The sequence below is a fragment of the Thioalkalivibrio sp. ALE25 genome, assembly GCF_000377285.1.
Taxonomy (GTDB): Bacteria; Pseudomonadota; Gammaproteobacteria; order Ectothiorhodospirales; family Ectothiorhodospiraceae; genus Thioalkalivibrio.
Genome location: NZ_KB897932.1, coordinates 14,249 through 27,878, shown reverse-complemented (window position 1 = coordinate 27,878; position 13,630 = coordinate 14,249). Strand labels below are relative to the sequence as shown.

General features: G+C 68.4%; 14 protein-coding genes. 10 read left to right on the top strand and 4 right to left on the bottom strand.

Features of this window, described 5'->3' with window-relative positions:
• Nucleotides 1–30 precede the first annotated feature (30 nt).
• From C996_RS0108200 to glpK, 10 genes are all read left to right on the top strand, one after another.
• Complete coding sequence (locus C996_RS0108200; protein WP_018866973.1) at nt 31–840, top strand: GGDEF domain-containing protein; 810 nt, start codon at nt 31–33, stop codon at nt 838–840.
• Nucleotides 840–2,516: a SpoIIE family protein phosphatase gene (locus tag C996_RS0108195; protein WP_018866972.1), complete on the top strand. Its 1,677-nt coding sequence runs from the start codon at nt 840–842 to the stop codon at nt 2,514–2,516. Before C996_RS0108200 ends, C996_RS0108195 begins: the two co-directional genes overlap by 1 nt.
• Nucleotides 2,517–2,621: 105 nt before the next feature.
• Nucleotides 2,622–4,289, top strand: coding sequence for a CTP synthase (locus C996_RS0108190; protein WP_018866971.1), 1,668 nt, complete (start codon nt 2,622–2,624; stop codon nt 4,287–4,289).
• Between the two features lie 64 nt (nt 4,290–4,353).
• The gene (gene kdsA / locus C996_RS0108185) at nt 4,354–5,196 is read left to right on the top strand and encodes a 3-deoxy-8-phosphooctulonate synthase (protein ID WP_018866970.1); all 843 of its coding nucleotides are present in this window, start codon (nt 4,354–4,356) and stop codon (nt 5,194–5,196) included.
• Nucleotides 5,197–5,262: 66 nt separating this feature from the next.
• The gene (gene eno, locus C996_RS0108180; RefSeq protein WP_018866969.1) at nt 5,263–6,540 is read left to right on the top strand and encodes a phosphopyruvate hydratase; all 1,278 of its coding nucleotides are present in this window, start codon (nt 5,263–5,265) and stop codon (nt 6,538–6,540) included.
• A 193-nt stretch (nt 6,541–6,733) separates the two neighbouring features.
• Nucleotides 6,734–7,141, top strand: coding sequence for a cell division protein FtsB (gene ftsB, locus C996_RS0108175; RefSeq protein ID WP_018866968.1), 408 nt, complete (start codon nt 6,734–6,736; stop codon nt 7,139–7,141).
• The gene (ispD, locus tag C996_RS0108170) at nt 7,134–7,880 is read left to right on the top strand and encodes a 2-C-methyl-D-erythritol 4-phosphate cytidylyltransferase (RefSeq protein WP_018866967.1); all 747 of its coding nucleotides are present in this window, start codon (nt 7,134–7,136) and stop codon (nt 7,878–7,880) included. Before ftsB ends, ispD begins: the two co-directional genes overlap by 8 nt.
• A complete protein-coding gene (gene ispF / locus C996_RS0108165; RefSeq protein WP_018866966.1) occupies nt 7,877–8,377 on the top strand; it encodes a 2-C-methyl-D-erythritol 2,4-cyclodiphosphate synthase in 501 nt (166 codons plus the stop codon). Before ispD ends, ispF begins: the two co-directional genes overlap by 4 nt.
• Entirely contained in the window at nt 8,374–8,769 is a 396-nt protein-coding gene (locus tag C996_RS0108160; RefSeq protein WP_018866965.1) for a VOC family protein, read from the top strand. Before ispF ends, C996_RS0108160 begins: the two co-directional genes overlap by 4 nt.
• Before the next feature lie 22 nt (nt 8,770–8,791).
• On the top strand, nt 8,792–10,312 hold the full coding sequence (gene glpK, locus C996_RS0108155; protein WP_018866964.1) for a glycerol kinase GlpK: 1,521 nt from the start codon (nt 8,792–8,794) through the stop codon (nt 10,310–10,312).
• 169 nt (nt 10,313–10,481) lie between these two features.
• On the opposite strand, the gene C996_RS0108150 is transcribed toward glpK, so the two are convergent.
• From C996_RS0108150 to C996_RS0108135, 4 genes are all read right to left on the bottom strand, one after another.
• The gene (locus C996_RS0108150) at nt 10,482–11,330 is read right to left on the bottom strand and encodes a pirin family protein (protein WP_018866963.1); all 849 of its coding nucleotides are present in this window, start codon (nt 11,328–11,330) and stop codon (nt 10,482–10,484) included.
• Between the two features lie 85 nt (nt 11,331–11,415).
• Complete coding sequence (locus C996_RS0108145; RefSeq protein ID WP_018866962.1) at nt 11,416–11,781, bottom strand: hypothetical protein; 366 nt, start codon at nt 11,779–11,781, stop codon at nt 11,416–11,418.
• A 5-nt stretch (nt 11,782–11,786) separates the two neighbouring features.
• Nucleotides 11,787–12,653 carry an ABC transporter ATP-binding protein gene (locus C996_RS0108140; RefSeq protein ID WP_018866961.1) on the bottom strand — a complete coding sequence of 289 codons (867 nt, stop codon included), beginning with the start codon at nt 12,651–12,653 and terminating at the stop codon, nt 11,787–11,789.
• Nucleotides 12,653–13,624 carry an iron ABC transporter permease gene (locus tag C996_RS0108135; RefSeq protein WP_018866960.1) on the bottom strand — a complete coding sequence of 324 codons (972 nt, stop codon included), beginning with the start codon at nt 13,622–13,624 and terminating at the stop codon, nt 12,653–12,655. The genes C996_RS0108140 and C996_RS0108135 overlap by 1 nt, the downstream gene beginning before the upstream one ends.
• Nucleotides 13,625–13,630 lie beyond the last annotated feature (6 nt).

Sequence of the window (13,630 nt, the reverse complement as noted above, 5' to 3'; positions counted from 1 at the left end):
CCCTCCAGCCGGCCCCGGGATGGGCAGGAGATGGACGACGGGCTGGCCGACTTTTCCCTGTTCGAGCAGGAAAAGGCGATCATGGAGCGCTCGGAGCAGATGCTGGAGGCGCTGGACGCGGTGGCCGACGGGGTGAAGGTGCTCGCCAAGGCCTATTCCGAGAGCTACCGCGCGCAGCGGCGCATGATGCGCATGAGCGATCGCATGCAGGCGGATCTCCAGGATGCCAACCGCCAGCTGCGCGAACAGGCCGAACACCTGGCCCAGCTCAACAATGCCCTGTCCGACGAGGTCCGCGAGCGCGAGCGCCTGACGGCCGAGCTGGAGCGCCTGGCGCTGGAGGACGCCCTGACCGGCCTGTTCTCGCGGCGTCGGGTGATCGACTGTGTCGAGGGCATGGCCGACAGCGTGGGCGACGCGTCGCACTCGCTCGCGGTGATGATGCTGGATCTCGACGACTTCAAGACCCTTAACGATACCCATGGCCATGCCGCCGGGGACTTCGCGCTGGAAAGCTTCGCCGAGATCCTGCGCGGCGAACTGGGGGCGGAACAGTACGCCGGGCGCATGGGCGGGGAGGAATTCCTCGTCGTGGCCGCGGACCTGGACGTCGAGGCCGCCCTGGCCCTGGCGGAACGGATCCGCTCGGCGGTGGAGAACGCCCGCCTGCACTGGAAGGACGAGCCGCTGTCCCTGGCGGTGTCGATCGGTCTGGTGGTGACCACGAATCCCTGGCCGGATGCCGGCGAACTGGTCGCGCTCGCCGACGACCTGCTGTATCGCGCCAAGAACGAGGGGCGCAACCGTGTCATCGTGCAGACGCACGGCGACCACGGATGATGCCGGAGACCCGGCGCCGCAACCGGAGCCTCGTTGCCAAGCTGGCGGTCGCCACGCTGCTGGCCGCGCTTGCGCTCAGCCTCCTCAGCAGTGCCTACGTCATTGCCTCCGACTGGAATGCCTTCCGGGCCGAGACCCAGGCCCAGGTCGATCGGCTGCAGCGCCTGGTCGAGCCGCCCGCGGCGGAGGCCGCCTTCCAACTGAGCGCCGATCAGGCCGACTCGCTGGTCCAGGGCCTGCTCGTCTTCGACGAGATCCGGCGGGTGGAGATCCTCGACGATTTTGGCAATACCCTGGCCGAGGACGAACGGGCGGCGGAGGCCGCGTCCGGGGACTGGGCGCAGTGGCTTTTTGGCGACCTGCGGGCACACGAGCTTGAACTCACGCATCCGGGGACCCGGGGCAACGTTCAGGGCGTGGGGCAGTTGCACATGGAGCTGGACCCCGGTGTCTTGGGGCGGATCTTCGTGGCGCGCCTGCAGACCGGGGTCGTGACCAGTGTGACCCAGGCGGTGATCGTCTCGCTGGTGGTCGTGGTGCTGTTCTACTTCCTCATGCTGCGTCCGATGCTGAAGATCTCCCGCGCCGTGGCGGATACCGACCCGGACCAGCCAGCCCATTGGCCCATGCCCCGCCTGGGGCATCACGAGAATGACGAGCTGGGGGCCCTGGGGCGCTCGCTGGACCGTTTGCTGCGCGCCTTCCAGGAGGGGCTGGATGCGCGCGACGGGGCCCGCGGAGAGCTGAAGGCGCTGAACGCCGATCTGGAGCGCCGCGTGGAGGAGCGCACCCGGCAGCTGGAAGACGAAAAGGCCGAGACGGAACGGGCGATGGCTCAGGTGGACGAGGCCAACCGGGAACTGGAACGCAGTAACCGTCTGGTGGTGGAGAGCATTCGTTATGCCCGGCGCATCCAGACCGCGATGCTGCCGGACAAGCACGCCCTGGACGGACATCTGGACGAGGTTCAGATCTACTGGGAGCCGCTGCACCTGGTCGGCGGGGACTATTTCTGGGTCGAGGCCATCGACGGCCACAGCATCCTGGTGGTGGCGGACTGTACCGGGCATGGCGTCCCAGGGGCGTTCATCACGCTGGTGGTGGCGTCGGCGCTGGACCGCATCCTGCACGAACACCGTCTGCTGGAACCCTCCGCGATCCTGCGCGAGATGGACCGTCTGGTGCGTTCGCGGCTGCGGCAGGACGGCCAGGATTCGGATTCGGATGATGGGCTGGAGGCCGCGGTATGCGTCTATCGGCCGGAAGACCGCATGCTGGCCTTCGCCGGGGTCGGGCTGCCTCTGATGATCGAACGCGGCGGCGAGATCGAGGAAATTCGCGGCGTGCGCGGGGGGCTCGGCTACCGCAGCCTGGAGCCCGCGCAGCCGGTCGACCACGAGGTGCCAGTGGAGCCGGGAACCGAATTCTTCCTGATCACGGACGGTGCGCATGATCATGTCGGGGGCGAGCCGCCACGCTTGTTCGGGCGCCGTCGGCTGCGCCAGGTCCTGGCCGAGAAGAGTGACCGCGATCTGTCCGCCAAGATCGACGCGGTCGTGCGGGTGCTGGAGGATTATCGCGACGGAGAACCCCGGCGTGACGACATGACCCTGGTGGCCTTCCGCCCGCTGGCACGGGGTTCCCGGAACGAGGAGTTGCCCCCGCCTTCCGATTGAGCAGGGGCGGGTGCTCTGGTACTCTTTCAGGCGTTTTCCGCCCACCCCGCGTGCCAGGTTCGCGCCGGGACGGGGCGCTTGTCAGCTCCCAGCCAGGTTTCCCGCATGACGCGTTTTGTTTTCATCACCGGAGGCGTGGTCTCGTCTCTGGGCAAAGGTATTGCATCCGCCTCGCTGGGGGCGATCCTCGAGGCCCGCGGGCTCAAGGTGACCCTGCTCAAGCTGGATCCGTACATCAACGTCGATCCGGGCACGATGAGCCCGTTTCAGCACGGCGAGGTATTCGTCACCGACGACGGCGCCGAGACCGACCTCGACCTGGGGCATTACGAGCGCTTCGTGCGTATCCGTACCTCGCGGCGCAACAACTTCACCACCGGCCAGATCTACGAGAACGTGATCCGCAAGGAACGCCGCGGGGACTACCTCGGTGGCACCGTGCAGGTGATCCCGCATATCACCGACGAGATCAAGCGCTCGATCCACGAAGGGGCGGGCGATGCCGACATCGCGCTGATCGAGATTGGCGGCACCGTGGGCGACATCGAGTCCCTGCCGTTTCTCGAGGCCATTCGTCAGATGGGCGTGGAACTCGGGCACGAGAACGCCCTGTTCATGCACCTGACGCTGGTCCCGTATATCGAGGCCGCGGGCGAGATCAAGACCAAGCCGACCCAGCACTCGGTCAAGGAACTGCGTTCCATCGGGATCCAGCCGGATATCCTGCTGTGCCGCTCGACCCAGGCGATCCCGGACGGCGAGCGGCGCAAGATCGCGCTGTTCACGAACGTCGAGGAGAAGGCGGTCATCTCGGCGGTGGACGTGGACAACATCTACAAGATCCCGCTCTGGCTGCATTCGCAGAAGCTCGACGAGATCGTGCTGCGCAAGCTGCATATCGACGCGCCGCAGGCGGACCTCTCGGACTGGAAACACGTGGTCAATGCCATGGAGTTCCCGGAGTCGGAGATCACCGTCGGCATGATCGGCAAGTACGTGGACCTGACCGAATCCTACAAGTCCGTGAACGAGGCCCTGACCCACGCCGGGGTACAGGTCGGGACTCGGGTCCGGATCCGCTATCTCGACTCGGAGAAACTGGAAGGCGCCGAGAACGAGGCCGCACGGGAACTCGAGGGCCTGGATGCCATCCTGGTTCCGGGTGGCTTTGGCGAGCGCGGCGTGGAGGGCAAGATCGCCGCGGTGCGCTACGCACGCGAACACGACGTGCCCTATCTCGGGATCTGCCTCGGCATGCAGGTCGCGGTGATCGAGTTCGCGCGCGATGTTGCGGGCCTGGAAGGCGCGCACAGCACCGAATTCGCGCCGGACACCCCGCATCCAGTGATCGCGCTCATTACCGAGTGGCAGGATCAGGAAGGCCGAATCGAGCGGCGCGATGCCGATAGCGACCTGGGCGGCACCATGCGCCTGGGGGCTCAGAGTGCGCGGCTGTCGCCCGGTTCGCGCATTGCCGAGGCCTACGGCCGTGAAAAGGTGGAAGAACGCCACCGCCATCGCTTCGAATTCAACAACGCCTACCGCGAACGGCTGGAGGCGGCCGGACTGCGCATCTCGGGCGTGTCGGAGTCCGGCGAACTGGTGGAGGCCGTGGAACTCCCGGGGCACCCGTGGTTTGTCGGCTGCCAGTTCCACCCGGAGTTCACCTCCACGCCGCGTGACGGCCACCCGCTGTTCACCGGTTTCGTGCGCGCCGCCCGGGACTACCAGGAAGCGCGCGAACCCGAAACCACCACGGCGTTGACGGAATAGGGCGCCGATACACGATTTTTCGCGGCCGCGCCCGGAGGGTGGCGGCCGCCGTACAGGACAGGACATGCAGCTTTGTGGTTTTGAAGTCGGCCTCGACCGGCCCTTTTTCCTGATTGCCGGACCCTGCGTCATCGAGTCCGAGGCCATGGCGCTGGAGACGGCCGGGGCCCTGAAGGCGATGGCGGATGACCTGGGCATCCCGTTCATCTACAAGTCGTCGTTCGACAAGGCCAACCGGTCGTCCACCCGGAGCTTCCGCGGCCTGGGCATGGCAGAGGGCCTGCGCATCCTCGACAAGGTGAAATCGGAGATCGGCGTGCCGGTACTGACTGACGTGCACGAGGACACGGCGCTGGACGAGGTCGCCAGCGTAGTGGATGTATTGCAGACGCCGGCGTTCCTCTGCCGTCAGACCAACTTCATCCAGAATGTGGCGCGCCAGGGGCGTCCGGTGAATATCAAGAAGGGCCAGTTCCTCGCACCCTGGGACATGGGCAATGTCGTCGACAAGGCGCGCGAGGCGGGCAATGACCAGATCATGGTCTGCGAGCGCGGGGTTTCGTTCGGCTACAACACCCTGATCTCCGACATGCGCGGCCTGGCCCAGATGCGCCAGACCGGGTGCCCGGTAGTCTTCGACGCGACCCATTCGGTGCAGCAGCCGGGTGGGCAGGGCGCGTCCTCCGGTGGCCAGCGCGAGTTCGTACCGGTGCTCGCGCGCGCCGCGGTGGCGGCCGGGGTCTCCGGGCTGTTCATGGAGACCCATCCGGACCCCGAGAAGGCCCTGTCGGATGGCCCCAATGCGTGGCCGCTGCCAAAGATGGCCGAACTGCTGCAGACGCTGAAGGCGCTGGACGCCGCGACCAAGGCGCAGCCGTTCGCGGAGGCGGAATACGGCCTCGGCTAACCCCCGATTTTTCGATAATGCGTCCCGGGCGGCTCCGTCCGGGCGGGTACTTTTCAAGGAGAGAGCATGTCCCAGATTGCGGAGATTCACGCCCGCGAGATCATCGACTCCAGGGGCAACCCGACGGTCGAGGCCGATGTTGTCCTGGATTCCGGCGCCATGGGGCGCGCGGCGGTCCCGTCCGGTGCCTCCACGGGGGCCCGCGAGGCCCTGGAGCTGCGCGATGACGAGAAGCGCTACGGGGGCAAGGGCGTACTGAAGGCGGTGAGCCACGTGAACGGCGAGATCCGCGACGCACTCCGCGGCATGGAGCTCGACCAGACCGCGGTGGATCGCCGCATGCTGGAACTGGACGGCACCGAGAACAAGTCGCGCCTGGGGGCGAACGCCCTGCTGGCCGTCTCCATGGCGACCTCGCATGCCCTCGCGGCCGATCGCGAGCAGCCCCTGTTCGAGACGCTGGGCGGGGAAGACGCCACGCTGCTGCCGGTGCCGATGATGAACATCATCAATGGCGGGGCCCACGCGGACAACAGCGTGGATATGCAGGAGTTCATGATCCTGCCGGTGGGCGCGGACTCGGTGCGCGAGGCGGTGCGCTACGGCGCCGAGGTCTTCCATGCGCTGAAGAAGGTCCTGGCCAAGCGCGGCCTGGCCACGGCGGTGGGCGACGAGGGTGGCTTCGCCCCCGATCTGCCGTCCAATTCCGCGGCGATCGAGGTGATCCTGGAGGCCATCCACAATGCCGGCTTCAAGGCGGGCGAGGACATCTGGATCGGCCTCGACTGCGCCAGCTCCGAGTTCTACCGCGACGGCCGCTACCACCTGGACTCCGAGGGCAAGGCCTTCTCGGCGGACGAATTCTCCGACTATCTCGCGCACTGGGTGGACCAGTACCCGATCCTGACCATCGAGGACGGGATGGCCGAGGATGACTGGGATGGCTGGAAGACCCTGACCGAGCGCCTGGGCAAGCGCGTGCAGCTGGTGGGCGACGACCTGTTCGTCACCAATACGCGCATCCTGCAGGAAGGCATCGACAAGGACATCGCGAACTCCATCCTGATCAAGCTCAACCAGATCGGCACCGTCACCGAGACGCTGGAAGCGATCGAACTGGCGCGCAAGGCCAACTACACAGCGGTGATCTCGCACCGCTCGGGCGAGACCGAGGACGTCACCATCGCGGACCTGGCGGTCGCCACTCGAGCCGGCCAGATCAAGACCGGTTCGCTGTCGCGTTCCGACCGGGTGGCCAAGTACAACCAGCTGATCCGGATCGAGGAACACCTGGGGAGCCGGGCCAGCTACCCGGGTATGTCGGCGTTCACCTTCGGGCGCTGAGGCGGTTGCGGGGCGGCCGTGTCGAGGATGCAGTCCGCAGCCTGCGGCGCGGTTCCTGTCCCGGGGCGTCCGGGCCTCGTAGAATGCCGGGCATGCCGGCCACTCGTAAAAGCCCTCGTTCCGTTGTACCCGCGCTCGGCGCGGTGCGCGGGCGAGGGCTTTTCTTTGGGTTCAAGTCGATGGAGTGCGGGTGATGCGCGGCCTGCTGATCGGGCTGGCGCTTGTGCTGCTGGCACTGCAATGGCCCCTGTGGCTGGGCGAGGGGAGCTGGCGCGACGTGCGCGACCTGCGCGAGCAGGTCGAGCGCCAGCGGGCCTCGAACGCCGAACTCGAGCAGCGCAATCAGGCCCTGGAGGCGGAGGTGCGGGACCTGCGCGGCGGAACCGAGGCGGTGGAAGAACGGGCCCGGCGCGACCTGGGGATGATCCGCGAGGACGAGGTCTTCTTCTTCGTGGTGGGCGAGGACGAACCCGCCACGCTGGACATCGAGCCGCTCCCCGGATCGGCCGGGCAGACCGAGCCCGGTCCCGACTCACGGGTGCCCGAGGAGGCCGAGCCGGCCACCGACACCCTGCCACCGGAGGATCCCTTTGATGGCTGACACCGGGGGCGCAGCGGCGCGCGAACCGGCCTTCTGGGCACTGATCCCGGCGGCCGGCATTGGCCGGCGCATGGGGTCCGACCGTCCCAAGCAGTACCTGACGCTGGGTTCGCGGACGATCCTGTCGCATACCCTCTCGATCTTCCTCGAGCATCCGCGCATTCGCGGCGTGGTGCTGGTGCTGGGACCCGACGTGGATCCCGACGCCCTGGATCTGCCGCTGGCGGGCGGGCGGCTGTTCCGTGCCGCCGGCGGAGCGGAGCGGGTGGATTCCGTGCAGAACGGCTTGGATTTCCTGGCCGACCGGGCGCACGAGGACGACTGGGTGCTGGTCCATGATGCAGCCCGTCCCTGTCTGCCGCAGGCGGATGTGGACCGCCTGCTGCGTGAGTTGCGGGATGACGCGGTGGGCGGGTTGCTGGCCAGCCCCAGTACCGACACCATCAAGTGGAGCGATGGCGGCGGCCGCGTGGAGCGGACGCTGGACCGGGAGCGGGTCTGGCGCGCCCTGACCCCACAGATGTTCCGGCTGGGGATGCTGCGAGAAGCGAATGCGCGCGCACGCGATGCGGGTCATGCGGTGACTGACGAGGCCAGCGCGATCGAGTTTCTGGGGCAGGCCCCGCGGCTGATCGAGGGTTCGGCGATGAATATCAAGATCACGCGGGCGGAAGATCTGGAGCTGGCCCGTCTCTACCTGATGCAGCAGGGCCGGCTGGAAGGACGGTTCAGCGCATGAGCGGGTTGCGCATCGGCCAGGGCTTCGACGTGCACGCCTTCGGTGAAGGGGATCATCTGGTCCTCGGCGGCGTGCATATCCCGTTCGAGCGTGGCTTCGTCGCGCATTCGGACGGCGACGTGCTGCTGCATGCGGTCTGCGATGCCCTGCTCGGCGCCGCCGCCCTGGGTGACATTGGACGACACTTTCCGGATACCGATCCCGCATTTCGCGGCGCGGACAGCCGCGTCCTGCTGCGGGAGGTCCTCCAGCGTGTTGCGGCGGCCGGCTGGCGCCCGGTCAACATCGACTCCACCGTGATCGCGCAGGCGCCAAAGCTGGCGCCGCACGTCCCCGCCATGCGCGATCATATCGCCGCGGATACCGGCCTGGTGCCCGAGGCCGTCAGCGTGAAGGCCACGACGACCGAACATCTCGGGTTCACCGGGCGCAAGGAGGGCGTGGCGGCGCAGGCAATCGTGCTGCTGGAACCGGCCTCGGGGATGCTGCGGGTATGACCGGGGCCGGGCGCGGGAATGCGGGAGTCCTCGGCCTGCATCACGCCAGCCTGGTCATTGCGGACGTTCAGGCCGCGCGCGAGTTCTACGGGCACCACCTTGGGCTGGCGCCGCTGGAGCGGCCCGAACTCGGATTTCCGGGGCTGTGGTACGACCTCGGCAACGGCCAGGCCCTGCACCTGCTGCGGGTGCCGAACCCGGACCCGACCGAGCGTGCGGTACGGTGTGGGCAGGACCGCCACCTGGCGCTGCGCGTGGATGAGCTGGAGACCTTCGCCGCGCGGCTGGAGGCCGCGGGGTTTGCGGTGGAACGCAGTCGCTCCGGCCGCCCCGCGGCATTCGTACGGGATCCCGACGGCAACGCCATCGAGCTGATCGAGGACGGTGCCTGAATCGGCCAGAGAGAGTCCCCTCATGAGCGACGCGCGCTACATCCTCGCCCTGGACCAGGGCACGACCAGTTGCCGGGCCATCCTGTTCGACCGCGCGGGTACGATCGTCGGCGTGGCGCAGAAGGATTTCGCCCAGATCTATCCGCAGCCCGGCTGGGTGGAACACGACCCGATGGAGATCTGGGGTACCCAGATCGGCGTGGCGCGCGAAGTACTGGAGACGCGCGGCATCAAGCCCTCCCGACTGGCGGCGATCGGCATCACCAATCAGCGCGAGACCACGGTGGTATGGGACCGCGCCACGGGGGAGCCGATCGCCAATGCGATCGTGTGGCAGGACCGGCGTACCGCCGCGTTCTGCGACGGACTGAAGGCGCAGGGCCTCGAGGGCCTGCTGCGCGAGCGTACCGGTCTGGTCGTGGATGCCTATTTCTCGGCCAGCAAGCTGCGCTGGCTCCTGGATCACGTGGACGGGGCGCGCGAGCGCGCGGAACGGGGCGAACTCGCCTTTGGCACCGTGGACAGCTGGCTGATCTGGAACCTCACCCGCGGGGAACGTCACGTGACCGATGTGACGAACGCCGCGCGCACCCAGCTGTTCAACATTCACACCCTGGAATGGGATTCCGAGCTGCTGGAGCGGTTCGGGATCCCGCGCGCGATGCTGCCCGAGGTGGTGGACTCCAGTGGCGTGCTGGGCGTGACCGGCGCCGAGATGTTCGGCGGCGCGGAGGTCCCGATCGCCGGCGTGGCGGGGGACCAGCATGCGGCCCTGTTCGGTCAGGGCTGTTTCGAGCCCGGCATGGCCAAGAACACCTACGGGACTGGCTGTTTTCTGCTGATGAACACGGGCGATACGCCGGTGGAGTCCCGATCCGGCTTGCTCACCACCCTCGCGTGGTCGCTGGACGGCCGGGTGGAATACGCGCTGGAGGGTTCGATCTTTATCGCCGGGGCCGCGATCCAGTGGCTGCGCGACGAGCTCCACCTGATCGACGCGGCCGAGGATTCCGAGTACTACGCGGGCAAGGTGGCGGACGCCGACGGGGTCTACGTGGTGCCCGCGTTCGCCGGGCTGGGGGCCCCCTACTGGGACATGTACGCGCGCGGCGCCATCTTCGGCCTGACCCGTGGAACACGCAAGGAGCACATCACCCGCGCCACGCTGGATGCACTGGCCTATCAGACACGCGATGTGATCGATGCCATGGCGCAGGATGCCGGGATCGGGCTGAAGGCCCTGCGGGTCGACGGCGGGGCCGTGGCCAACAACGTGATGATGCAGTTCCAGGCCGACATGCTCGGGGTGCGGGTCGAGCGCCCGGCGGTGACCGAGTCCACCGCGCTGGGGGCCGCCTGGCTCGCGGGGCTGGGGGTCGGCTTCTGGACCCGTGACGAGTTGGCGCAGAAGGGTGGGCTGGACCGGGTGTTCGAGCCGCAGATGGACGCGGCCACGCGGGAGCAGTACTACCGCGGCTGGAAGAAGGCCGTAAAGCGCACGATGGGCTGGGCGCGCGAGGACGACAGCGACTCGACGCCGTAGCGGGTGATGGTCTGGGGCCTTGCCGACGCGGGCGGGGGCTTCGCCGCCAAGTCGGCTCCCACAGGGGGCTGCAGGTAGAGCGATGGCTTCGACAGGCAGCCCGGCCCAGATCAATGTGGGAGCGGGCTTGCCCGCGAAGCCCCTGCCAGGCCCGGATTGGGCCCGGGGCTCAGTCCATGCTGGCCGGTTCGGCGGCGAGCTGGCCGGACTGGTAGTCGCTGATGGCCTGTTCGATCTCGTCGGAGGTGTTCATCACGAAGGGGCCGTAATGCGCGATCGGTTCGCCCAGCGGCCGCCCCTTGAACAGCAGCACGCGGGCATCCTGCTGGGCGATCAGGTGGATCTGGGTCTGGCCGCTCCACACACCCATCTGGCCGGTCTGCAGGCCGATGAGCTCGCCGTCGAACACGTAGGCCAGCACGCGGTCCTCGAGCTGCACGGCGAGTGACAGGCGATAGCCGGCGGGCAGCGTCAGGTCGGCCATCGCGGCGCCTTCGCCAATCTGCGCCAGCGGGCCCTCGGTATCCCCGGCACTGGTCTGCCAGGATCCGGCAATGGCCTTGAAGCGCAGCGGATCGTCGTCTTCCGGCAGGTGGCGCATTGCGTCGGCGTGCACGTCGCGATAACGCGGCGGGTCCATCTTGCGCCGGGCGGGCAGGTTCACCCACAACTGGAAACCGTGCAGGCCCTCGCTGTCGAGCAGGGGCATCTCGGAGTGGATCACACCGCGGCCGGCGCTCATCCACTGGGCCTCGCCGGCCTCCACGCGGCCCTGGTTGCCCATGGAGTCCTCGTGGGTCAGGCCGCCATGGACCAGGTAGGTCAGGGTCTCGAAGCCGCGATGCGGGTGGGCGGGAAAGCCGCCGATGTAGTCCTCGCGCGCGCTTGCCTTGAGCTCGTCCAGCATCAGGAAGGGGTCCAGCCCGCCACGAAAGTCATGGATGCGCCGAATCTTCACCCCGGCCCCGTCCTGGGTGGGATGGGAGGTCTTCACGCTGTCCGGCGGTGTCGGGTTCATGGCGTTCTCCTTCGCAACAGGTCTGCACCATACCGACCATGAAACGAAAAGAAAATTGCATCGTTTCCCGTCATGGGGCCTTTTGTCAGGCGGTGGACAGATCCCAGGAATCGGCAAACGCCTCCAGGCTCTCGATGAAATCGGGATCGTGTTCCTGACGGTTGATGGTCAGGTGCAGGACGACGGCCTGCGGGTCGGGCGGGTGCCCGGTGGTCAGCGTCCAGGCCAGGCCGTTGGGGCAGTCGGGCAGGGACAGGCGCACGCCACCGTTGATGACCTCGCGGTGCACCCGGAACTCGCCCCACAGGCAGTAGACCACGCCGGCATCGGGACCGTTGTCCTGGATCAGCGTGTCGATGGCATCACTGTGAGCGGGCAGGGCGGGGACGTTCAGCCGCCGCTGCAAGGTTTCGGCATCCAGGGTCGCGGGCAGATTGCGGAAGAATTCCATGGCGGTCACTCGTTGCGCGGCAGGAACACGGGCAGGCCGTCGACCTCGCCTACGCTCAGGCGCTGGTTGTAGAGGCGTTCCAGGGCACTGGGCACGAGCATGGTGGCGGTCGGGCCCCAGCATGCCTGGCCGTCGGGGAACAGCAGGAGCAGATGGTCGCAGTAGCGCGCGGCCAGGTTGACGTCGTGCAGGACCAGTACGGCGGCCCGGTGCGCCTGGGCAACGATGCCCTGCACGCGGTTCAGCACGGCGACCTGGTGATGCAGGTCCAGCTGACTGGTGGGCTCGTCCAGCAGGAGCAGGCTGGGGTCCTGGGTCAGCACGGTGGCGATGGCCAGGCGCTGCCGCTCGCCCCCGGAGAGCGTGTCCACCATGCGGTGCTCCAGGTCGGAGAGGTCCATCTCCGCCAGGGCGGCCCGGGCGCGGGCGTAATCCTCGGAGGTCTCGATGTCCCAGGGGCGCAGGTAGGGGTGCCGACCGATCAGCGAGGTCTCCAGCACCGTCGCGGGGAAGCCGTCGTGGTGGGTCTGGAAGACCAGGCCGATGCGCCGCGCCAGTTCCGCGCGGGGCAGGCGGGTGATTGCCTGGCCACGGACCTCGATGGTGCCGGCGCGTGCGGTCCGCAGGCCGGCGAGCGTTTGCAGCAGCGTGCTCTTGCCCGCGCCGTTGGGGCCCAGGATGCCCCAGCACTGCCCGGGGTCGACGGTCAGTTCCAGCGGGGCGCCGGGTGCGCGCCCCGGGATGTCGATCACCAGGTCGTGGGTGGCAAGCAGCGTATCCGGGCCCGGCTTCTGGTGGACGCTGCGCGCGCCCAGGCCCGGGGCTTCATGCGGCCGGCTGTGGGCGGGGGCGATGGGTGGACGGGGTGCCATCAGCGGCTCCGGTACAGCAGGAACAGGAACACGGGGACCCCCAGCATCGCGGTGATTACGCCGACCGGCAACTGCTCCGGGGCGATCATGGTGCGGGCGAGGGTGTCGGCCAGCGTCAGCAGGATGCCGCCGCCCAGCGCGGAGGCCGGCAGGATCACGCGCTGGTCGTTGCCGAAGACCAGGCGCAGCATGTGCGGCACGATCAGCCCGACAAAGCCGACCGCGCCGACCTGCATGACTGCGGTCGCGGTGATCAGCGCGGCGGCGACATAGATGCTCCATTCCACCGGGCGCACCGCCACCCCGAGTGCCGCGGCCTGCATCGGGCCGCGCGCGAGCACGTTCAGCGTGCGGCCCAGCGGCAGGGCGAGGAACACGACCAGCACCAGCAGGATCCAGGCGGGATAGGGGTTGCGCGCGTGGGACACATCGCCCATCAGCCAGTAGAGCATCCCGGGCAGCTCGGCCGTCGGGCTGACTGCGAGCAGGAAACTGATCATGGCGCCCCAGCCCGCCGCGACCACCACGCCCGTCAGAAGCAGGCGCGTGGGGGTCCAGCTGCCGGTACCGTGCGCCAGGCCGAACACGATCACCGTGGACAGGAGGGCACCGGCGAACGCGGCCAGCGAGACGGAGAACATCGACAGGCCCGCGAGCATCGCCAGCAGGGCGCCGACGGAGGCGCCGCCGGAGAGGCCCAGCACGTAGGGGTCGGCCAGCGGGTTGCGCAGCAGCACCTGCATCAGCGCGCCGGCCAGACCCAGCAACCCGCCTGCGGCGAAGGCCGCCAAGGCGCGCGGCAGGCGCAGCTCCAGCACCAGCGTGTCGTGCAGGCGGCTGCCCTCGCCGAGCATCACCGCCAGCAGGTCGCCGGGCGCGATCGCGACACTGCCGAAGGCCAGCGCGATCAGCACCGCCAGCAGCGACGCCGGCAGCAGGACCGCGGCGGCAAGGAGGAAGGCGCGGGTCACGAGGGG